The organism is Thermaerobacter litoralis, from assembly GCF_054654595.1.
On sequence record NZ_BAAIES010000006.1, the window covers coordinates 1 to 21,876 of the forward strand.

General features: G+C 74.1%; 17 protein-coding genes. 2 read left to right on the forward strand and 15 right to left on the reverse strand.

Annotated features, from left to right (window positions below):
* The 11 genes from ACYQ02_RS04330 to ACYQ02_RS04380 all read right to left on the reverse strand — a co-directional run.
* A partial coding sequence (locus ACYQ02_RS04330) for a gamma-glutamyl-gamma-aminobutyrate hydrolase family protein (RefSeq protein ID WP_460039217.1) occupies positions 1-486 on the reverse strand: 486 nt, incomplete at its 3' end.
* A 127-nt stretch (positions 487-613) separates the two neighbouring features.
* Positions 614-1,615: an ABC transporter permease gene (locus ACYQ02_RS04335; RefSeq protein WP_460039218.1), complete on the reverse strand. Its 1,002-nt coding sequence runs from the start codon at positions 1,613-1,615 to the stop codon at positions 614-616.
* Between the two features lie 95 nt (positions 1,616-1,710).
* Complete coding sequence (locus ACYQ02_RS04340; RefSeq protein WP_460039219.1) at positions 1,711-2,730, reverse strand: ABC transporter permease; 1,020 nt, start codon at positions 2,728-2,730, stop codon at positions 1,711-1,713.
* A gap of 207 nt (positions 2,731-2,937) precedes the next feature.
* Positions 2,938-4,602, reverse strand: coding sequence for an ABC transporter substrate-binding protein (locus ACYQ02_RS04345; RefSeq protein ID WP_460039220.1), 1,665 nt, complete (start codon positions 4,600-4,602; stop codon positions 2,938-2,940).
* Between the two features lie 168 nt (positions 4,603-4,770).
* The gene (locus ACYQ02_RS04350) at positions 4,771-5,106 is read right to left on the reverse strand and encodes a DUF4387 domain-containing protein (protein WP_460039221.1); all 336 of its coding nucleotides are present in this window, start codon (positions 5,104-5,106) and stop codon (positions 4,771-4,773) included.
* Positions 5,093-6,628: an acyclic terpene utilization AtuA family protein gene (locus ACYQ02_RS04355; RefSeq protein ID WP_460039222.1), complete on the reverse strand. Its 1,536-nt coding sequence runs from the start codon at positions 6,626-6,628 to the stop codon at positions 5,093-5,095. The genes ACYQ02_RS04350 and ACYQ02_RS04355 overlap by 14 nt, the downstream gene beginning before the upstream one ends.
* 789 nt (positions 6,629-7,417) lie before the next feature.
* Positions 7,418-8,764: an alanine/glycine:cation symporter family protein gene (locus tag ACYQ02_RS04360; protein WP_460039401.1), complete on the reverse strand. Its 1,347-nt coding sequence runs from the start codon at positions 8,762-8,764 to the stop codon at positions 7,418-7,420.
* A gap of 530 nt (positions 8,765-9,294) precedes the next feature.
* Positions 9,295-10,065, reverse strand: coding sequence for a ZIP family metal transporter (locus ACYQ02_RS04365; RefSeq protein WP_460039223.1), 771 nt, complete (start codon positions 10,063-10,065; stop codon positions 9,295-9,297).
* A gap of 262 nt (positions 10,066-10,327) precedes the next feature.
* Positions 10,328-11,134 (reverse strand): SDR family oxidoreductase, encoded by an 807-nt coding sequence (locus tag ACYQ02_RS04370; protein WP_460039224.1) that lies wholly within the window; start codon positions 11,132-11,134, stop codon positions 10,328-10,330.
* Between the two features lie 256 nt (positions 11,135-11,390).
* The gene (ytxJ, locus tag ACYQ02_RS04375; protein WP_460039225.1) at positions 11,391-11,921 is read right to left on the reverse strand and encodes a bacillithiol system redox-active protein YtxJ; all 531 of its coding nucleotides are present in this window, start codon (positions 11,919-11,921) and stop codon (positions 11,391-11,393) included.
* Positions 11,922-11,948: 27 nt separating this feature from the next.
* On the reverse strand, positions 11,949-13,616 hold the full coding sequence (locus ACYQ02_RS04380; protein ID WP_460039226.1) for a sensor domain-containing diguanylate cyclase: 1,668 nt from the start codon (positions 13,614-13,616) through the stop codon (positions 11,949-11,951).
* 275 nt (positions 13,617-13,891) lie between these two features.
* Between ACYQ02_RS04380 and ACYQ02_RS04385 the strand changes: the two genes are divergently transcribed.
* The gene (locus ACYQ02_RS04385; protein ID WP_460039227.1) at positions 13,892-14,974 is read left to right on the forward strand and encodes an LCP family protein; all 1,083 of its coding nucleotides are present in this window, start codon (positions 13,892-13,894) and stop codon (positions 14,972-14,974) included.
* Positions 14,975-15,108: 134 nt separating this feature from the next.
* Here ACYQ02_RS04385 and ACYQ02_RS04390 read toward each other — a convergent pair whose 3' ends face one another.
* From ACYQ02_RS04390 to ACYQ02_RS04400, 3 genes are all read right to left on the reverse strand, one after another.
* On the reverse strand, positions 15,109-16,161 hold the full coding sequence (locus ACYQ02_RS04390) for a cytochrome d ubiquinol oxidase subunit II (protein ID WP_460039228.1): 1,053 nt from the start codon (positions 16,159-16,161) through the stop codon (positions 15,109-15,111).
* A gap of 5 nt (positions 16,162-16,166) precedes the next feature.
* Complete coding sequence (locus ACYQ02_RS04395) at positions 16,167-17,594, reverse strand: cytochrome ubiquinol oxidase subunit I (RefSeq protein ID WP_460039229.1); 1,428 nt, start codon at positions 17,592-17,594, stop codon at positions 16,167-16,169.
* A gap of 970 nt (positions 17,595-18,564) precedes the next feature.
* Complete coding sequence (locus ACYQ02_RS04400; protein WP_460039230.1) at positions 18,565-19,434, reverse strand: HAD family hydrolase; 870 nt, start codon at positions 19,432-19,434, stop codon at positions 18,565-18,567.
* 219 nt (positions 19,435-19,653) lie between these two features.
* Between ACYQ02_RS04400 and ACYQ02_RS04405 the strand changes: the two genes are divergently transcribed.
* Positions 19,654-21,066 carry a hypothetical protein gene (locus ACYQ02_RS04405; RefSeq protein ID WP_460039231.1) on the forward strand — a complete coding sequence of 471 codons (1,413 nt, stop codon included), beginning with the start codon at positions 19,654-19,656 and terminating at the stop codon, positions 21,064-21,066.
* 5 nt (positions 21,067-21,071) lie between these two features.
* Here ACYQ02_RS04405 and ACYQ02_RS04410 read toward each other — a convergent pair whose 3' ends face one another.
* Positions 21,072-21,836: a glucose 1-dehydrogenase gene (locus ACYQ02_RS04410; RefSeq protein WP_460039232.1), complete on the reverse strand. Its 765-nt coding sequence runs from the start codon at positions 21,834-21,836 to the stop codon at positions 21,072-21,074.
* Positions 21,837-21,876 lie beyond the last annotated feature (40 nt).

Below are 21,876 nucleotides of genomic sequence, written 5' to 3' on the forward strand. Positions count from 1 at the left end.
CCAGGCCACGTCGGAGTCGTAGCGGTGGGGGGCTTGCTCCCGCAGGGCCGGCAGCGCCCGCAGCCCCGCAGGAAGATAGGGATAATTCCCCGGCACCACCAGGCCGTCGATCCGGTCCAGCCAGAGCTCGACCGGGTCGCCCGGCCGCGCCACCGGCAGGATCACCGGCAGGCCCCCCGCCGCCGCCACGGCGTCCACGTAGGTCATGGGCAGGACGGCCACCAGGCGCGGCGCTGCCGGCCCGGCGCCGTCCGGCGGGCCCCCAATCCCCGCCCCACCCCCGGGGTCGTCGCCGGGGCCCACCGGCCTGGGCGGCGGGCCCGCCGGGCCCGTACCCCGGCGGCCCGGTACGGGGAGCCCGCCCGCCGGTGCCGGGTCCCCGCCCCCAGGCACGAGGGCCTCACCCGAAGGCACGGCGCCCCCGCCCGAATCGGCGGGGGCCATCACGTCCACCGACGCCGCGATGCCGATGACGGGCATCGCCATGGCTTCATCATCTCCCGCATCTTCGGCAATCTCCCGCGTCCGCGGCTGCCCCGTCCCCAACCCAGTCCCCAACACCGCCCCCAAGGCCACCTCCAAGGCCGCCCCAAGGCCGCGCCGGAGGGGGCACCTAGACCCGGAGCCTCGGGTCCAGGAGCTCCCGCAACCCGTCGCCCAGGGTGTTGATCGCCAGCACCAGCACCAGCACGGCCAGGCCGGGCAGGGTCGACACCCACCAGGCGCTGGCCAGATAATCCCGCCCCTCCGCCACCATGGACCCCCAGGCCGGCACGTCGGGCGGCACGCCGATGCCCAAAAAGCTCAAGGACGCCTCCATCAGGATCATGTGGCCGGCCCGCAGGGTCGCCACCACCAGGAGGGCGTGGAGGATGTTGGGCAGGATCTCCCGCCCCAGGATCCCGGCGTGGCTGCGGCCGATGGCCTGGGCGGCCTCCACGTAGGGCTTGGCCTTCTCCGCCAGGACCTGTCCCCGGGCCACCCGGAAGAACTCCACCCAGGCCTTGAAGGTCAGGGCCAGGATCAGGTTGCCGATCCCCGGCCCCAGGATCCCCATCATCAGGATGGTGAACAGCAGGTACGGGAAAGCCATGAGCAGGTCCGCCGCCCGGGAGAGCACCTGGTCGAGGACCCCGCCGTAATAGCCCGCCACGGCGCCCAGGACCGAACCGACCAGCCCGGCCACGGTGACGGCCGCCGCCCCCACCAGCAGGGAGACCCGGGCCCCGTAGAGCAGGCGGGTCAGTAGGTCCCGGCCCACCCGGTCGGTCCCCAAAAGGTGCTCCGGGCTGCCCCCGGGCAGGAAGGCCGGCGGCGCCAGCCGGGCGCTGAGGGTGAAGTCCTCCGGGTCGTAGGGGGCCAGCCACGGGGCGGCCACCGCCATCAGGACGAACAGGGCGACCACCACAAGCCCGGCCATCACCTGGGGATGGCGCAGCGCCCGCCGGCCGATGCCGGGGACGGCCACGGCCGCCCCAGGATCACCACCCGAGCCGGGTTCTGGGGCCAGGGGGCCGGGCGGAACCGCCAGCCCCCCGGCACCCTGCGCTGGCTCCCGGGCAGCCGCCGGTTCCTCCCACCCTGCCGCCTGCGGGTCGGCCCTCCATGCGTCCATCGCCGCCCCCCCTTTCCACCGCCCTGCCGCCGGGCCTGGCGGCGCCCCTTGCACGGAGCAGGCCCGCCGGCGCGCCGGCGCCTGGGACGGAGGCCTCACGTGGCCCGGATCCGCGGATCGAGCCAGGTGTAGGCCAGGTCGACCAGAAGGTTCATCACCAGGAAGGTCAGCGCGTAGACCATCACCGCCCCCTGGACCACAGGATAGTCCCGGGCGAAGATGGCCTCCACCACCAGCCGGCCCAGCCCCGGCCAGCTGAAGACGGTCTCCACGATCATGTTGCCGCCCAGCAGGACCCCAGCCTGCAGCCCGACCACGCTGGTCGTGGGGATCAGGGCGTTGCGCAGGGCGTGGACCAGGATCACCCGCCGCTCCGTCAACCCCTTGGCCCGGGCGGTGCGGACGAACTCGGCCCCCATCACCTCCAGCATGCTGGAGCGGGTCACCCGGGCCACCACCGCCGCCAGCTCGGCCCCCAGGGTGACGGCCGGCAGCACCAGGTGGGCCAGGGCCGAGCGGAAGGCGGCCAGGTTGCCGGCCAGCAGGGTGTCGATCAGGAGGAAGCCCGTGTGCCACGGCACCATGCCGGCGTACTGGGAGGCGATGCGGCCCGAGGTGGGAAGCCACCCGGTCCCCACGGCCAGCACCAGCATCAGCACGATGCCGAACCAGAAGGCCGGCATGGAGATGCCCAGGGAGGCCGTGGCCATGACCACCCGGTCCAGCCAGGAGCCGCGGCGGGTGGCGGCCAGCACGCCCAGGGCGACGCCGGCGCCCACGGCAAAGACCAGGGCGGCCAGGGCCAGCTCCACCGTGGCCGGCAGGGTGCCGAGGAGCATCTGGACCACGGGCTGGCGGCTGCGGATGGACTCGCCCAGGTCGCCGTGGACCAGGTCGCCGGCGAAGCGGGCCAGCTGGACGGGCAGCGGCTGGTCGAGCCCCAGCTGCCGGGCCAGGGCCCGGGCCTCGGCCTCGCTGGAGGTGCCGCCGCCCCGCAACATGATGTCGACGGGGTCCCCCGGCATCACCCGCAGGAGGATGAAGCTCACCAGCACGATGCCCACCGCCAGGGGCACCGTCATCGCCACCCGCCGCAGGATCCACCCGCCGCGCATCGCCGCACCTCCCCTTGGGACCCGCGCCGCCGGCCGGCGCCCGCGGCGTCGTTGCGGCCTCGCCACCGGGCGGTGCCGTCACCCGGTGCCCGGTGCCCGGTGCCCGATGCCCGGACCGCCCGCCGCGGCGCCCCGCCGGTCCCGCCGGCCCGGCTCCGGGGGGCCCGGCCGCCCCCCTCCCCCGGCGCCGGGTCCCCGGTGGCGCTGTCAGTCGACCCGGTACCCCGCCTCCCGCAGCAGCTGCTTCGCCTTCTCCGGATCGTACGGATAGGGCTTGAGGCTCTCGTCATAGCCGAAACCGCTGGGCAGCATGGCCGTCGCCACCCGGTGGGCGTGGCCCTGGTAGAGCTCCTGGAGGATGGCATCCCAGTCGATGGCGTAGTTCAGCGCCTGCCGCACCCGCGGATCGGCCAGCTCCTTGTTGTTGAGCTCGATCATGTAGAGCCGCGTGCCCTGGGTGATCTTCACCTGCACGTTGGGGTCCTGTTCCAGCTGGGCCACCATGTCCGGCGGCACCTCCTGGATGATGTGGACCTCCCCGTTCTGCAGGGCGGCGATGCGGGTCGCGGGCTCGGGCATCATGCGGAAGATCACCCGCCGGACCCGGGCCGGCCCCACGGGCGGCAGTTCGGGCGAGCCGCCGTAGTAGTCGTCGAACCGCTCCAGCACGATCTGCCCGTCCAGGCTGCCCTCCACGAAGCGGAAGGGCCCCGCCCCCACGGGCTTCGCCGACAGCCCGGCGCTGCCCACCTCTTCCACGTAGTCCTTGGGCACGATCTGGGTGTGCACCAGCAGCTGGAGGAACGCGGCCGACGGGTTGGCCAGCTTCATCCGCACCGTGTAGTCGTCGACCTTCTCGATGGACTCCAGCGGCTCCACCAGTCCCTTGCGGGGCGACGGCTGGCCGTCCAGGCCGTCCTCCGCCAGGATCCGCTCGAAGGTGAAGACCACGTCGTCGGCCGTCAGCGCCTCGCCGTTGTGGAACTTGACGCCCCGGCGCAGCTTGAAGACGTAGGTGGTCGGGTCGGGCTGCTCCCACGACTCGGCGATCTCCGGCACCACCCGCCCGTCGGGGGTCCGGGTCACCAGCCCGTCGTAGATGTTGCGGATCACCGTCTCCGTGTCCCGGTCCCGGTAGGCGGCGGGGTCCAGGGACAGGATCCGGTCCGCCCGCAGGCCCACCACCAGGGTGTCGCCGCCCTCCAGCTCCACGTCGTGCAGGTTGATCCGGCTGTCCATGGAGGGCTGCCAGTTCTTCACTTTGGCCGAGGCGGCCTCGATGGCGTCCATGTAATAGCCGAAGATCCACGGCGCGTCCTCGTAGATGATCCGCTGGGCCTTCTTCCACGCCTCGGCCGCGGCCGCCTCGTCGGTGGCCGCCGACGCCTGTTTGAACAATTCGTCCAGCTCGGGGTTCGAGTAGAAGGAGTAGTTGCCGCGGCCGCCGGTCTGCAGCTTGGGCACCGCCAGGTCGACCGGGGTGAAGGTGGCGCTGCCCCAGTCGGTGGCGTAGGCCTGGCGCGTGCCCTTCTGGGCCTCGGCCACCAGGGTCTGGTACTCCCAGGTGCGCACCTGGGCGTCGATGCCCACCTGCTTGAGGTACTGGGCGACGACCTGCAGTTCCGCCTCCCGGTTCTTCGCCCCGTCCAGGGTGATCTGCAGCACCTTCCCCTCGGACGAACCGGCCTCGCCGCCGGCTTCCTGGGACCCGCCGCCGGTGCAGCCGGCGGCCCCCAGGGCCAGCGCCAGCGCCAGGACGAGCCCCAGCCACCGGCCGCCACGCCGGCGCCTCGTGTACCCCCCTGCACAGGCCCCGGCCACCGCGACGGCCCGGGCGGCCATGCCTGCGAACGCCCCGGCCCAGGGTGCCATACCCTCGGTCGCCTGGGCCCGGGCTGCCATACGGGCAGCCGCCCCGGCGCCGGGCGCACCGGCCGCCGCTGCACGACGGCCATCACCGCCCATCCTCCCGATCGGCATACGCCTCCCCCTTTCCCCGGAGGCGGGCGGGGGGTGCCCGCCCGCCCCGGGCCCGTTCGCTCACCCGGCGCCGCCGTCGGGTGGGGCCGGTTCCACCTCCAGGTCGAGCAAGGGACCGTACTGCTGGGTCCCGAAGACGTCGGTCTCCCCGGGGCTGCCTGCCGGCTTGCGCCGCCGGACCGTGAACTTGATGGCCCGGGCGGGATCGAAGTGGACGTAACAGTACAGGCGGTCGGGCCCGATGCCCAACAGCCGGCAGAGGGCCTCCGGGGTGAGCACGGGGCTCTGGCAAGCCCGGCGGTACGCCTCCTCCGACGGGAAGAGGATGTCGAAGGTGATCAGGTCGACGCCGGCGTTCTTGCTGCGGATGGTCGTGGCCAGCTCACGCAGGCGCATGGCCCGATCCCTCCCCCCAGACCGCGGCCCGGGAGCCGGCCCCGCGGGCGGCGACCACCGGGCGGCCGCGATCGGCGGCGCGGCCGCCGGCTTCGGCCTTCCCGGGATCCTGGCCATCGTCCGGTTCGCCCACCCACCGCAGGGTCATGGGGAACCAGCTCAAGGGGTCGTCGACGGGGACCACGTGGTTCAGCGTCCAGCGGTAGGCGGGACGGGCCTCCAGGACCTCGTCGGTCATCAGGGCCGCCCGGCCGGCGGTGCCGGTTCGTCCGCCGATGCGGGCGTAGAAGAGCTGCCGGGCCGCCATGGTGCAGATCTCGCGGCCCCGCCCCCGGTCGGGGCAGACCACCTCCACCACCAGCCCCAGCTCATGGCCGGGACGGGGATCGGGCTCCATCTCGCCCATGACGCCGTTGCGGCCGTACACGTGATAATACAGTTCGTATCCCGCGGTGCCGTAGCGCTCGGCCACCTTCCGGCGGGCCCAGGCGATGGCCTCGTCGACCCGGCCGACCAGCTCGGGGTCCCGCAGCCCCGCCAGGGCGAGGAACCGGAAGCCCACGGGCCCCGCCCCTTCCACCTTGACGGCATAGCTGCCGGCGGGGCGGAACCGGAAGCCCGTCACCCGGGTGCGCCGCGGGTCCAGAGCCTCGTAGACGCAGCCGCGCATGTCCAGGACCCCGGCCGGCACGTGCTCGAAGAAGGGCGTCGCCCGCTCGTACAGCGCGTGGCCGGCCAGGGACGCCGGGGTGCAGCGCTGGGCCGGGTGCATGGGCTCCACCACCACCTCGCCGGGCCGGAGGATCCCCAGCACCGACTCCTTGGCCATGTAGGGCTCGGCACAGAAGGAGGCGCACTCCAGCACCTTGCCGGCGTAGTAGGCGGTGGCCGGCGGCATCCCGCACCACAGGGCCGCGGCGGCGAAGATGGCCGCATCGCTGGAGCGGCCGCAGATCACCACGTCGGCGCCTGCGTCCAGGGCGGCCACGATGGGCTCGGCCCCCATCACCGCCACGGCCCGGGCCGTCTGGTCCAGATCGGCGGCGGTCAGGTCGGGCCGGCCGTCCAGCCCCCGGATCGCCACCCCCTGCTCCAGGAGGCGGCGCAGCCGCTCCAGGGGCACGTCGGCGTAGATGCAGGCCAGGCGGAAGGGCCGCAGGCCGTGCCGCTCGGCGATGGCCTCCACCATCTGGGCGAACTGGTCGACCCCGCGCCGGGTGCCCGTGTCCGACGCGGACCCGACGATCAGGGGGATCCCCCGCCGCCGCGTCTCGACCAGCAGGATCTCCAGGTCGTGGTACTGCCAGGCCGGCGGGCTGGCCGGCTCGTCGGCGCCCAGCGGGTAGGGCCCGATGTCGCAGCTGCCCGAGTCGGCCACCACGAAGTCGGGCTCCCGTTCCAGCCCCGCCAGGAAGCTCTCCCTCTCCAGGGGGGTGAACCCCAGATGCCCGGTGGGCGCCAGCAACCGCACCTCATCCCGCGGCCGCCCCCTCTCCCGGCGCACACCGGTCCCGGTGGTCATCCCACGTCACCCCTTGGGACGTTTTCCGTCCGGGTGCGGCCCCGGCGCCCGGCCCGGCGCGGGCCGTGGTACCTCACCCCGTCCCGGACCGTGGCACCCGCCCGCCTCGCCGGTGGCCGGCGTTCACCAGCCACGCCCCTTCCAAGGCCGGTGCGGCGGTCGCGGCCGGTGCACGGCGGCCGAGAAAACAGCAAACCCCGTCCGCGGGCGCTGCGACGGGGAGGCCATGGCCACCATGGGCTTTTGGACGAGACCGCGGGGTGCAAGGGCCATCCCTTTGCGCCGGATGGACCCGGTCTGGCGTTGCCGGCCCGGGGATGCGGGGACGAATCCGGCCCCTGCCGGTTCCTCCGGCGCCGGTTGCGCCAGGGTGCGGCGGCGCCGCGTCACCTCCCTTCCCGCCCCGGCCGAACCCATCCCCGCCGGCCGATGGGCCCGGGCGGGCAGGTTGCGGCCTAGTTCCGGCCGGTGGCACGGGACCTGAAGGGGCCCCGTACTTGACGGCTCCGTGGCCGTTGCCGCCGCCATCCGGCACACCCCCTCCGCTCACCGTGAGGCGTGCGGCCGTACCCGGACCGGCCGGCAGGCCGGGCCACCCCACCCGGCGCCGCCGGCCTCATTCCATCGATACGCGGCCGGCCGGAAAAGTTGCCGTGTCCGGCCAGCGTCCCGTCGCCTTTCGCGCCACGCCGGCGTCAAGCCTCGGTTGTGAAGGAGCACCGGCCTCGGGAACCCCGGCCTCGCCCAGCGGTTGCACCGGGAAAGCGGATCGGGCAGCCCGGGCGGCCCTCAATCGCCGGGGACCTCCGCCCCGGCGGGACGGCTCACCGCAGACCGGGTCGCCCCTTGCTCGGTGGCGAAGAACCGGCGCGTCTCCCGGACCACCACGCCGCTCAACGCCAGCAGGCTGATCAGGTTGGGCACGGCCATGAGCCCGTTCATCACGTCGGCGAAGTCCCAGACGATGCCGAAGGTGGCCACCGAACCGGCGAAGACGGCGACCGTCCACGCCGCCCGATACAGGGTGATGGCGCGGGTGCCGAAGAGGTACTCGAAGCACTTCTCACCGTAATACGCCCAGCCCAGGATGGTCGAGTAGGCGAACAGCACGAGGCCGACCACCACGATGAGACCGCCGGGCCCCGGCAAGGCCGTCTCGAAGGCGTGGGTTGTCAATTGAGCGCCGGTCAGCGCCGCCGGATCGGCCTCTTGCCACGCACCGGTGGCCACCAGCACCAGGCCCGTCACCGAGCACACCACGATCGTGTCGAGGAAGGTGCCCGTCATCGAGACCAGGGCCTGGCGGGCCGGGATGTCGGTCTTGGCCGCGGCGGCGGCGATGGGCGCGCTGCCAAGGCCCGCCTCATTGGAGAACACGCCCCGGGCCACACCCCAGCGGATGGCCTCCCGGACGCCGGCGCCCACGACACCGCCGCCCACGGCTTCGCCGGTGAAGGCATGGGTGAGGATCAGGGCGATGGCGCCCGGCACGGCGTCGATGTGCCGCACCAGGATCAGCAGCCCGCCGAGGACATAAAAGAGCGCCATAAAGGGAACGAGCACCGCCGTGACGCGGCCGATGGACTTGATGCCGCCGAGGATCACCAGCCCCGTCAGCACCGCCATCGCCAGGCCGCTGGCCCACGGGGGGACGCCCCAGTACTGTTCCAGATTGCTCGCGACCTCGTAGGCCTGCACGGTGTTGCCGATCCCAAAACCCGCAATGGCGCCGAAGACGGCGAAGAGCACCGCCAGCCACTTCTGGCGCAGGCCCCGCTCCAGCGCGTACATCGGCCCGCCGGCCATCTCGCCCCGGGCGTTCCTCACCCGGTAGGTGACGGCCAGGATGGCCTCGGCGTACTTGGTCGCCATCCCCACCAGAGCCGTCACCCACATCCAGAAGACGGCACCCGGGCCTCCCAAGGTGACGGCCGCGGCAACCCCGGCGATGTTGCCGGTCCCCACCGTGGCAGCCAGGGCCGTCATCAAGGCTTGAAAATGGTTGACGTCGCCTTCGGAGGCGGTGTCCTGGCGCCGGCTAAAGGCTAAGCGCAACGCGTAACCGAGCCGGCGGAACTGAAGGCCACCCAGACGGACGGTCAGGAAGAGACCGGTTCCCACGATCAACACCAGCATCGGGGGGCCCCAGACGATGTCGCTGGCGGCGTCCAGCGCCGCGGCAAGGCCATCGAGCCACCCCTGCACGCCCATCCCTCCCCACCAGGTCTGCGCGAGCGGCGCCCGCGCGGGCTCTGGCCGCTCGGAGCGAAGCTTCGACGGAATGGAACGGAACGGCAGGACCGTTCACAGGAGCTTGGAGGGGGCCAGAACGAATGCGATACGTAGTAGCTTTTCTTCATTGACGGGGTTCTTCCTGCCGCTTTTCGGGCAATGGAGCGGCCGTTACCGCTCTCTTCTTCCGGTGGAACCGGCTTCCGCCCCGATGGCGCGGGGCGACGCCGGCCGTATAGGCCGCCCCGCCGGGTGCGCGGTGCCCCGGTCCGCCGCCGGCGAGCGCGCTCGGGCCCGCGGGACGAGGGCCGCTCCGCCACCGGCCGGTGGGGCCGGTCCTGCGCCGGTCCGTCACGGGCGTGGAAGCACGGAGGCGGTGTGGGCTTCAGGGTGGGAGCGCGGGGGCGGTGTGGGCTTCAGGGGCGGTGTGGGCTCTAGTGGGCCAGGATGAAGCTCAGGATCATGCCGAGGGCCGTGATCAGCCCGACCACGTTGCCGCCTTCACGATACGCCTCGGGGGTCAGGGTGTCGGCCGCCATGGCCACCACGGCACCGCCCGCCAGGGCCAGGATCACGGCCTCGGTCACCCCTGCCAGCCGTTCCGCCAGGACGAACCCGGCCGCCGCCGCCGGCGCCGCCACCACGGCCACCGCCGCCCAGAGCAGGACGATGAAACGGGGCGCGTAGCCCGCCCGCTTCATGCCCACCGAACCCGAGAGCCCCTCGGGCAAGGTGCTCAGGAAGATCCCCGCCACCAGGGCAAGGCTCACGGCGTGGCCGGCATAGTGGTCGACGCCCAGGGCGAAGGCCTCGGGGATGCCGTCCAGCACGGCGCCCGCCAAGATGGCCCAGGCCGCGCCGGCCCGGGGACCCGAGGCGGCGGGCGGGCCGGGTTCCACCCCGCTGTGCTTGCGGCCCCGGGCGCCCCGCCGGTCGAGGAAGAAGTCGACCAGGGTAAAGACCAGCGCGCCCGCCAGGAAGCCCGCCACGGTGGGGCCCGGCCCGCCCCGCCCGTGGGCCCCGGGCAGCACGTCGAAGGTCACCGCTCCAAGGAGCGTCCCGGCGCCGAAGGCCATGACCGCCGCCAGGACCCGGCGCCCCAGGGGGAGGAACAGGCCCCCCACGCAGCCCAGCAGCCCGCTGCTGGCCGCCAGGAACGCCCAGAGGGCGGCCGCCCCCCAGCCCGGCCAGGTCAAAACCGCCATCCCTCCCGGTTTCACGGTGGGGAGCCGGCGGGCTGCGGCGCCCGTCGCCGCACCGGCCCTTGCCAGGCCAGGTCACCCGGGGGAACTCACCTTGCCGGGCCTCACCCTGGGCGAATGGGCCCCCGTCGGCGTCGCCGGCCCAGTCGCCGGGGCGGGATCATCCCCGGCGGGCCTTGCCCCGTGCCGGCGCCGCCCGACCCGCCGGCCCCTTCCTCAGGATGGCCACCGGCCCGGGACTTCAAAGGGCCCGTCACAGGGCCCGTCACAGGGCCCGCATCATGCCCCCGTCGACGAACACCGCCTGCCCGGTCAGGTAGCGGGCGGCGTCGGAGACCAGGAAGGCGACCACCTGGGCGAACTCCTCGGGCTCCCCGTAGCGGCCCAGGGGGATCTGCCGGTAGTAGTCGCGCCGGACCTCCTCCACCGGCCGGCCGGTGTGGCGGGCCAGATCCTCGTCCAGGCTGCGCACCCGCCCGGTGTCGATGCGCCCCGGCGCCACGGTATGGATGCGGATGTTGCGGGCGGCCAGCTCGGGGACCAGGCTCTTGACCAGGGCGTAGACCCCGGCCCGCATGACGTTGGAGAGGATCAGCCGTGGCAGGGGGACCTTGATGGAGGTCGAGGTGATGGTGACGATGGTGCCGCCGCCGGAGCGCTCCATCAGCGGCACGCAGGAGCGGACCAGCCGGACCACCGACATCAGGTTCTGCTGGAAGGCCTTCTCCCAGTCCGCCTCGCCGACGTCGAAGAAGTCCCCCGGCGGCGGCCCCCCGGCGTTGCAGACCAGCACGTCCAGGCGGCCGAAGGCCTGTTCGACCCGCTGGGCCAGGGACGAAACCTGCTCCGCCACGGCCACGTCGGCCTCCCAGGCCTCCACCCGCACCTCCCGACCGGCCCCGCGGCGGGCGACCTCCTCCGCCGCCGCCCGCACCCGGTCGGCCGACCGGCTGCACAGGGCGACGTGCATCCCCTCTTCCGCCAGCCGCCCGGCGATGGCCCGGCCCAGCCCCTGGCTGGCCGCCGTGACCAGCGCCACCTTGCCCTGCAAGCCCAGGTCCAAAGGCCTCACCCCCGACCCTTCCGGCGGCCGAACCCGCACCGGCGGCACCCTGCCCCGGCCGGCTTCGCACCGGGCCGGAATGGAATTTTGAGAGAAATTCCACCCCACGGCAGGGATTGGTCTCCCCGCGTCCAATTGCTCACAATAACTGCCCCACCATGCGACGGGCGTCCAGGCGGCCACGCCCCTCTTGGTGCCAGCGCACCGGCCGGCCTGTCACCCGGCGTATGGTTCCGATATAAGCCCGCCTTCGCCCTAAGCGGGCTTATATCCTTTTTCGGAGCCATCCGCCTCGCCGCGGCGGGGCCGCCCCCGCCCCGCTGTCCGGACCGCTCGCGCCTTCCGGTCCCCCGCCGGGGATGGCCCCGGGGGCCGGGCACCGGCCAGCACCCGGCCGGCTGCCCCCACCACGGACCGGCCCCGTCCCGCCGGCGCCGGCGGTCCGCCCCACCCGCGGCTGGTCCCGCAGGCTCGCCAGCGCCCGGCCCAGGGACTGCTCGGTGATGGCGCCGTGGGACGCGTGCCAGCGCACGGCGCCCCGGTGCCACAAGAGGACCTGCGGCGATGCGTGGGGCACGCCCAGGCGCCGGGCGATCTCCCCCGAGAGGGCGCGCTGCTCGATCACCTTGACCAGGAAGTAGCGGGCGCCGGCCGGGTGGGCGGCCACGAAGCGGCGGAAGGCCCCATGGGCCGCCGCGCTGATGGGACAGGCCGTGCTGTGCTTGAAGATCATCACCGGCGCCGGCCCCCGCAAGGCCGTCTCCAGCTCCGCCATGGACTGCAAGGGTACGATCACGGGGCCACCTCCTCGGTTGAAAGCGGCTCACGGCGCCGGGGGACCGCCGCCTTCGGCCCCCCGGTCCCCGCCGCGTCCACCGCTGTCGCTCCCATCGCCGGGTCCCGCTGCCGGCGGCGCAGGCGCCCGGCCCGCCCCCGCCGCCCCGCCTTCCCCGTCCCGCCCGCCGTCGTGCCCGGGGTCGCCGGCCACGGCCGCCGCCCCCGGCCCGCCCCGGCCCGGCCGCCCGGCCTTCGCCCGCCGCTTGGCGCCGTACATGGCCTGGTCCGCCAGGCGCAGCAGCTCCGTCCAATCCCGGGCATGGGCAGGATACGCGGCGATGCCGATGCTTGCCCCGACCCCCCGCCCGCCGGGCAGCGCCCGGCGGGCCGGTTCCTCCCGCAAGCGTTCCTGGATGCGGGCGGCCACCGCCATGGCCCCTTCCGGCCCCGTCTCCGGCAGGACGACGACGAACTCGTCGCCCCCGTAGCGCGCGGCGTAATCCACCGAGCGGCAGACCTCCCGGAGGATCCGCCCCAGCCGCACCAGCACCCGGTCGCCGGCGTCGTGGCCGTACCAGTCGTTGACCAGCTTGAGGTCGTCCAGGTCGATGAAGAGCAGCGAGAGGGGGCGCCGGTACCGGGCGGCCCGCTCCCCTTCCTCCCGTAGCCGCTGGATCAGGTAGGTCCGGTTGTAGAGCCCGGTCAGGGAGTCGGTGATGGCCTGTTGCTCGACCCGCTCCATGAGCCGCGCCCGCTCCAGGGCCACGGCCACCTCGTCGGCGATGGCCTGCAGCAGGCGCAGGTCCCGGGGGGTGAAGGCCGCCACCAGGGGCGATTCCACGCTCAGCACCCCGACCACCTGGCCCCCCAGCTGGACGGGGACGGCGATCTGGGAGCGGGCCTCCCGCAGCCCGGGGTAGTAACGGGGGTCCTGGGTCACGTCGTCGACGATGACGGGCTCGCCGGTCTCGGCCACCGCGCTGCAGATCCCCCGTCCCCGGGGCAAAACGAGCCCCTGCACCTCCTCCGGGTACAGGGGCGCCGAGGCCAGCTTGAGGGAGCCGTCGGGCTGGACCAGCAGCAGGGCCAAATAGGGATAGCCCAGCCGCGCCGAGAGCAGGTTGTTGAACTCCCGGATCAGGTCGTCGACGCTGGTCACCTTGTTGAGGGTGTGGGTGCAGGCATAGAGGGCCTGCAGCTCGGACTCGGTCAAATCCTCGCCGGACGAACCGGCCCCGCCGCCTTCGCCTCGCGCCGGGGCACCCTCCGCCCTCCCGGCCGCGGCCCCCACCGGCCGGCGGGCCGCGCCGCCCGCGTCCCTACCCCGCTCGAGGTGCGGCTCGAGGCGCGGCTCGAGGCGGGCCCCCAGCCACGCCCCCGCCAGGGCGAGGACCTGGGCGATCAGCAGGCGCCATCCCATGCGGCCGTCCGGCGGCAAGGCCAACAGCGCCAGCGCCATGGCCAACAGCGCCGCCGCCGCCACCAGCCCGCCCGCCCGCAGGCCCCAGCGCCGGGCCGCCAGGACGCCCGCGGGAGGCGCCAGCACCCAGGCCTCGACCCAGCCGGTCCAGGCGTAGACGGCGAACACCGCGGCCAGCCACGCCAGGATCGCGGCCAGCCAGCCGGCGGCCTGGCCGCCCGGCCAGGAGCCGCCCGCCGGGGTCGCGATGGGACCTGCCCCCCGGGGTCCCATCCCCCCGTTCCCCAGCCTCATGCCCCCCAACTCCCCACCCAACGACCCGCAGCCCGGCCGGGTCCCCCAACCCGCCGTGCCTGCGGCCGGCCCCAAGGCCCTTCCCCTGCCCTACCTCGAATTGACGATGTGTCCTGCCTGCATGCGCCAGCCCGCGCCGGGGTCCCTTGCGCTACAATCCAGGAGAGGTGACCAACGGGACAAACCCGAAAATCAGCATTTGAAAAGGTGAACTTTACCACCCAGATTCGTGATCCCGGCCCGGGCTCCTGCAGGCCGGGTGTGAGGGATGGGATATGGTTCGATCTGGAAGAACCCGCCGCCACGGCCGGCGGCTCCTGGCCTGGGTGGCCGGCCTGGGCCTGCTGTTCGCCGGCCTGGTCGTCGCCTACTTCGCCGGCTATGAGCTGACCGCGCCCCCGGAGCCGGTGGCGCCCGCCCCCGCGCCCCAGGCGGGCGAGCCCCCGGCGGAGGGGCCGGTTCGTCCGGGGCGGATCAACATCCTGCTGCTGGGGATCGACGCCCGGCAGGAAGGCGCCCAGACCCGTTCGGACACGATGATCCTGGTGTCCATCGACCCCACCACCCGGGACGTGGCGATGTTCTCCATCCCCCGCGACAGCCGGGTCGAGATCCCGGGCCGGGGGCTGGACAAGATCACCCACGCCCACGCCTTCGGCGGGGTCGAGCTGGCCACCCGCACCGTGGCGGAGAACTTCGGGATCCCCATCCACCACTGGGCGCGGATCGACATGCCGGGCTTCCTGCAGCTGATCGACGTGCTGGGGCCGGTGGAGGTCGATGTGCCCTACGACCTGCGGCTGCACGACGGGCCCTTCCTCGAGAAGGGCCGCCACACCATGGACAGCCAGCTGGCCCTGGCCTACCTGCGGGAGCGGTATAACGACCCCGACGGCGACTTCGGCCGGGCCGACCGCCAGCAGCAGTTCCTGATCGACGTGGCCAAGCAGCTCAAGGCGCGGATGACCCTGCTCGACGTGCCCCAGACCCTGGCCATCATCAACCGTTACGTGGAGACGGACATGGGGCTGCGCGACGCCGTCGCCCTGGCCCGCCTGGCCTGGGGCACCGACCTGGACGGCATCCGCCGGGGCATGGTCAAGGGCCACGGCATCATGCTCAACGGGATCTACTACTATGAGGTCGACTGGCCGGCCACCAACCAGGTGCTGGTCGACCTGGGCATCAAGGAGGCCGCCGGCACCCAGGCCTCCACCGCCGGAGCGGCCGCCAGCATGACCGGCGGCACCGCCGGGGCCACCACCCCCGGGACGAACCCGGCCGCCACCGCCGGCACGGACGGTACGGCCGCGGCCGCGGGGACGAACGGCCCGGGCCGATCTGGCGATGGCGACTAAGGTGCCCGCAGGCGGCGACGGAGCCGCTCGGGAGAGGCAACGGAGCCGCCCCGCCAGCGCCGCCCACCACGCCGCCCCCACGATTGGGCCACGATGGGGCCCCAAACGGGAGTCCCCAGGCTGGGGTGCCAGCCCTACGGCTTGGGGTCCAGGGACCCCGGCGGCTCGCCCGCCTGGGGGTTCTCCCCCTTGAAGACCGCGAAGAGCAGCCACAGGGACGGGATCAGGATCAGCAGCCCCACCGGCGTCGCCCACAGGGCGAAGCGCAGGATGGGGTCGGGCGCCGCCGCGTTGAAGACCGTCACGTCGGGGTAGATCAGATACGGCCACTGCCCCAGGGCCCAGCCCCAGAGCAGGACCACCACCTCCGCCACCGCCGCGACCCGGGCCAGCAGGAAGTGGCGCCGCCAGACGAGCCAGCCCGAGAGCAGGGCCAGGGCGGCGCCCGTGGCCACCAGCCAGCGGCCGCGCTCGGACACCAGCTCCCACAGGTGGGGCGCCGTCCGGGGCGCCAGCGGCAACAGGACCGCCGCCAGCACGGCCACGGCGATGCCGGCCCCCAGGGCCCGGCGCCGGAAGTCCTCCTGCAGGGCACCGCGGGTCTCAACCGCCAGGTAGACGGCCGCCAGGTAGGCGAAGAGGGCCACCGCCAGCGCCCCCACCAGCAGGGAGAAGGGGCTGAACCAGGCGTGGACCGCGTTGGTCGTTACCATGCCGTCGGCCGCCACCCGGATGCCCCCCGACGAGACGGCGGCCAGGGTCGCCCCCAGCAGAAAGGGCGTGATGGTGCTGGCGGCGCCGAAGACGCTGGCCCAGGCCCGCTGGGGCCCGGCGGCGGTGGCCGCCGGGGCGCGGAAGACGAAGGCCGCGCCCCGCAGCACGATCCCCGCCAGCACCAGGTGAAAGGGGACGAACAAGGCGACCCCCAGGGCGCTGTAGGCCCGGGGGAAGGCGGTGAATAGGAGGACCAGGGCGAAGATCAGCCAGACGTGGTTCGCCTCCCACACGGGGCCCATGGCCCGGGCGATGGCCTGGCGCTGGGCCTCGGCCCGGGGACCGCGGGCCAGCAGGTCCCACACGCCGCCGCCGAAGTCGGCCCCGCCCAGGATGGCGTAGGCCGTCAGCGCCAGCATCAGGACCACGGCCACCACCGTCTCGGGCAACGGATCCCCCGTCACCACCGGCACCGGCCTCACCTGCCCCCGTCAAGCCCCGTGGACCCGCCCGCGTCCTCGCCCACCCCGCGGGCGCTGGCCGCGGGCGCCGCCGGCCTGCCGGTTCCACCGCCGGGGCCGGCCGGCGCCGTCACGCCGGGCACCGGGCCATGGCCGATCCGCCGCAGGAGCCACACCAGGGTGGCGCTCAGCACCACGTAGAGCAATGTAAAGGCGATGAAGGTGGTCACCACCCCGGGAGCCGGCGTGACGGCCTCCGCCGTGCGCATCACGCCGCGGATGATCCACGGCTGGCGGCCCACCTCGGTGACGACCCAGCCGGCCTCCAGGGCGATGATCCCCAGGGGGCCCGCCGCCACCAGCCCGCGCATCAGGCGCCGGTCGGCCAGAACGTCGGTGCCGCTGCCGCGCCGGCGCCAGGTGACCCACCAGTACCAGGCGGAGACCAGGACCATCAGCACCCCTGCCACCACCATCACCTGAAAGGCGATGTGGGTGACGGGCACGTTGGGCCAGAGCTCCCGCGGCACCCGGTCCAGGCCCTCCACCACCGCCCCCGTATCGCCGTAGGCCAGCCAGCTGAGCATCCCGGGGATCTCCACGGCGTAGGCGACGCGCCCCGTCTCCGGATCGGGCAGGCCGCCGATCCGCAGGGGCGCCCCCGCCTCCGTCTCGAACTGGGCCTCCATGGCCGCCAGCTTGACCGGCTGGTTATGGGCGACGAACTTGGCGCTGGCATCACCGGTGATGGGCATGAGGAGCGCCGCCACGGTGCCCAGGGCCATGGCCATGCGCAGGGCGCTGCACCGCATGGGGTCCCGGTAGCCGCGCAGGGCGGCCCAGGCGTAAACCGCCGCCACCATGAAGCCCGTGGCCGCGTAGGTGGCCAGCGTGGAATGGACGGCCATGACGGGCCAGGCCGGGTTGCCGAAGAGGGCCGCCACCGGATCGAAGCGCTGGGGGTCCTGCAACAAGGTCTCCACGGCCACGGGGTTTTGCATCCAGGCGTTGGACGCCACCACCATGACGCTGGAGGCGGCGCTGCTCAGGGCGACGGGGATGCCGGCCAGCCAGTGGGCCCGCGGCGAGAGCCGGTTCCACCCGTAGAGGTAGAGGCCGAGGAAGATGGCCTCGGTGAAGAAGGCGAAGCCCTCCAGGGTGAAGGCCGGGCCGGTGGCCGGTCCGGCCAGCTCCATGAACCGCGGCCAGAGCAGGCCCAGCTCGAAGGACAGGGCCGTGCCGCTGACGGCGCCGATGGCGAAGGTGATGGCCGTCACCTTGGCCCAGGTGCGGGCGAGCTCCAGGTAGCGCGGGTCGCCCCGCCGCAGGTACAGCCCCTCGGCCATGAGCATCAGGACCGGCATGCCCAGGGCCAGCGACGCGAAGATCATGTGGAATCCCAGGGAGATCGCCATCTGCAGGCGGGCTGCGAGAAGGGCATCCACCGTGCGGCCTCCTTTCGGTCCCCGGACCTCGGTCCCCAGGCCGTCTCGCCGGCTGCGGCCCCGGACCTGCCGCCACCCCACCGCCGGACAGGCGCTTCCAATGGCCCCGCCCGTCCGCGGGTCCCCGGCGAACCGTCGCCGGGCCACCGCCGCGGGCGCGGGCCGGCCCGCCGCGGGCCGCCTGCGCAGTCGCCTTCGGCCGCCACGCCGGCGCCCGCCCGGCGCCCACCGCCCTCCGCGGCCCCCTGGCCCGCAAGGGCCGCCGGGCTCCCCTTCTCCCCCTCACCGTATACGCAGGGAGCGGGCGAAACCATTGGGTCGCCATCCCAAAGGATGCGGGTCCGCGCCCGGGCCGGGCCCCCAAACCCGGGGTCGGGCCCGGGCGGGCTTCCACCCCGATCCGCCACCCGGATCCGGTACCGATCCTAGGATTCACCTGCATCGGGGAGCCCAAGCAGCACCTGTGGCCCGAAGGCGGCTGGAGGGAGACAGGCGGGGGCCAGGCCCCACCAACGGCCAACGACGGCCGGCCAACGTCCGGCCCCGGACGACCAACGCCCAACGGGGCCATAGACCAACGAACGGCCAAAGGTGCCCAACGGAGCCAATGACGCCGCCGCCCAAGACGCAAGGGACGCGTACATACAAAGGAAGGGACGCAGGAGGGAGGAAAAAGGGAAAGCCCCGCGGGATCGCCGCGGGGCTTCTTACCAGGTGCCGACGGTCTGTCGCGGCGCCGCACACCGGTGGGTTCCGGGGAGGGCGGGTGTGCGGCGGGCCGGTTGGGTTCCCGGGGAGGGCAGCGGATGGGCAGTTCCGCTCACGTCCGGCCCGCGCGCCGCGCGGCGGGGGTTCCGACCGCCGCACCGTGGCGTTCACCTGGTCAGGATCGAGGCCGGGCGCAACGGGTGGTTGGTGACGATGAACCAGGGCGATGAGGCCATTGCCACCCGGCCGGTCCGGCCAATTCCTACTGTAGTGCGGCGTTGTTGCCGTGCAAGGTCCCCGGCTTTGCAAAAATGTTACCGTTTGTGCCGTCTTTGACAAACAGTTGCAGCAGCTGGGCCAGGGTGCCGCGGGGCGCGCCCGCAGTTCCCGGCTCGCCCTCGTGCAGGACCAGCCCCTCCACCACGTAGACCGCCATCCCCGCGACCCGCGCCGGCGCGATGTCGTCCCGCAGGTCGTTGCCCACCATCAGGCAGCGGCCGGGTTCCACCCCGATGCGCTCGGCCACCTCCAGGTAGTAGTCGGGTTGGGGCTTGCAGGAGTGCATGTTCTCCAGCACGGTCACCAGGTCGAACCGGCCCGGATCGAGCCCGGCCCAGCGCAGCCGCTCGGCGATGGCCACCATGGGGAAGATGGGGCTCGTCGCCAGCACCACCTTCCACCCGCGGGCGCGGGCCGCTTCGACCACCGCGGCCGCTTCGGGCCGCCGCCGCGCCATGAAGTGCAGCTGGGGGAACGCTTCGCGGTAGAACCGCTCAAAGCGCGCCAGGGCCTCGTCGCGCCGCTCCTGCCGCGCGCCCGGGTGGCGCGCCGGATCCAGCCCCGCCCACAGCACGTCCCAGAGCAGGTCGTGGTTCCGCCGGGACCGGTCCCGGTTCTGCATCACGGCCGTGGTGGCGCGCACCAGCTGGCGCAGGAAGTCTTCCGGCTCGAACAGGTCGGCCACCCAGGCCGCCAGCCGCTGCAGGTAGACGGGCAGGAAGCGATCCATGTCCAGCTCGAGCAAGGTGCCGTCCAGGTCGAAGAGCACGGCGGCGATGGGACCGCCGGGACCGCGGAGCCCCTGGTCCGCCAGGTCCCCGGGCGGGACCGCCGGGTCCACCGCATCCGTCAAGGGGCCGTCCTCCTTTCCGTTCTTTCCAGTATAGCCCATGCACCCTTGCCCCGGAGCCCGCATCGCGGCGGCGCATGATCCCCCAGCCCCGCGTCGCGGCGGCGCGAGATCCCGCAGCCCGCCTCGGGGCGGCGCATGGCCCCCTGGGGGCCGGTCCAGACTACCACCGGAAAGGGGCCCCGCGGGCCATCGGCCTGCGCGGGCAGGAGGTCGACCGCCTTGCACGCCGAACCCATCGAAAGTGCCGCCCGTAGGATGGAAGAACCCGGCAGCCGCCCGGCCGGCGGCGGGGCCGCCCCCATCGCGGCCATGGAGGCCCCTGCCGCCCCCCAGGCTCGGCGCCCGGTCCCGGCGGCCCGCCGCTCCGGACCCCAGGGTGCGGCCCCGCAGGCGTCGCCCGCGCCGGCGGGCGCAACCCCCTCGGTACCGGACCCCGGCGGCGCCGCGGAGGCCCGGCTCCCCGGCGAACCTTACACGTTCCCGGGGCACGAGCCCGCCACCCTGCCGCGGCCCGAGGTGGAACCCGATCGCTGGCCGCGGGAGGAGCCCGATACCGTGGTGGCGCCAGCGGAAGTCGTCGAGCCGGCGGTCTACCCGCGCCCCGAGCCGGCCACACCCGCCCAGCCCCGGCGGGAGCCGGACGGGGGCGCGGGCGCGCCGGATCCGGACGCCCGGGACACCGGGCTTACCGGGCTTGATCGAGCGATGGAGACCGGCCGGGCCGGGCAGCCGGGAGCGGCCGCGGCACCGGGCGTGGCGGCCGCAGCCGAGCTGGCCGGCGTGGCCGTTGCAACCGGGCCGGCCGGCACCGCTACTGCAGCCGCGCCGGCGGGCACGGCCCCCGAACCCGCGCCCACCGACATCGCGCCGGCCGGTACCGCCGCCGGGACAATCGCACCGGCCCGTACCGCCGCCGGGCCGGAACCCGGCGAGGTCTTCCTCAGCCGGGTCCGCATCGGCCCCCACGCCTTCGAGCGGATCGTCGTCCGCACCCACTGGTTCCAGCGGGGCGAGGACCTGGCCGCCGTATTGCGCCGGTACCTGGCCCCCCACTTGCGCCCCGGCGACCACGCCATCGTCAGCGAGACGGCCGTCATCGCCGTCCGGGGGCGGATGATCCCCGCCCACCAGGTGCGGCCCGGCGCCCTGGCCACCCTGCTGGCCCGGTACGTCCGGCCCACCGGCTGGGGGCAGGGCCTGTCCGTCCCCCACAAGATGCAGGTGGCCATCGAGGAGACCGGCCGGCTGCGGATCCTGGCGGCGGCCGCTGCCGCCGCGGTGACCCGGCCGCTGGGCATCCGCGGCGTGTTCTACCACGTGGCCGGCACCGGCGCCCGCTCCCTGGACGGCATGCGGGCGGGCAGCCCCTACGAGGGCTACGTCCTGCCGCCCCTGCGCCGGGCCGAGGCCCTGGCCATCGCCCGGGAGCTGGCCGAGGCCCTGGGCGCGCCGGTGCACATCGTCGACATCAACGACAACGGCGGCACCATCCGCGCCAGTTCCCACCCGTTCCCCTGGCGGCTGCTGCTGGCCATCCTGCGGGACAACCCCCTGGGCCAGGGCGACCGCCGCTGCCCCATCGGCCTGATCCGGCCCTGGGAGGGCAGCTTCGGCCTGCTGGGCGACGAGTAGCACCCTCAAAGGGCTGTGATCCCGCCGTCCACCGGCAGGGCGGCACCGGTCACGAAGGAGGCCGCATCGGAACACAGCCAGACGACGGCCTCCGCCACCTCCTCCGGCCGGCCCAGGCGCCGCAGGGCGATGGGCTGCACCAGCTGCTCCCGCACGGCCGGGTTCGTCCCAGCGCCGAAGACCCCTTCGGTCACCAGCCGCGTCTCCGTCCACCCGGGGCAGACCGCGTTGACCCGCACGCCGTAGCGGGCGTACTCCCAGGCCGCCGCCCGGGTCAGGCCCACGACCCCGTGCTTGGAGGCGGTGTAGGCGGGGGCCTTGGGCAGGCCCACCAGGCCCGCCGCCGAGGCGTTGTTGACCACGGCGCCGCCGCCCTGCCGGGCCATGACGGGCAGCTCGTACTTCAGGCAGAGGAACACGCCGGTCAGGTTGACCCGCAGCACCTGCTCCCAGTCGTCCAGCGGGTAGTCGCCCGTCCGCCCCATCACCGCCCCGCCGGTGCCCGCGTTGTTGAAGGCGTAGTCCAGCCGCCCGAAGGCGTCCAGGCATGCCTGGACCATGGCCTCCACCTGGGCCGGATCGCCCACGTCGACCCGGACGAACCGGCCCTCCCCGCCCTCGGCCCGCAGGGCGGCCACGGTCGCCTCGCCCCCCTCCGGATCGAGGTCGGCCACCACGACCCGCACGCCGCGGCGGGCGAAGGCCAGGGCCGTCGCCCGGCCGATGCCCGACCCCGCACCGGTGACCAGGGCCACCTTCCCCTCTCCCATCACCGCACCCCTCCCGCGCAGCCGGCGCGCGCCATCCCCC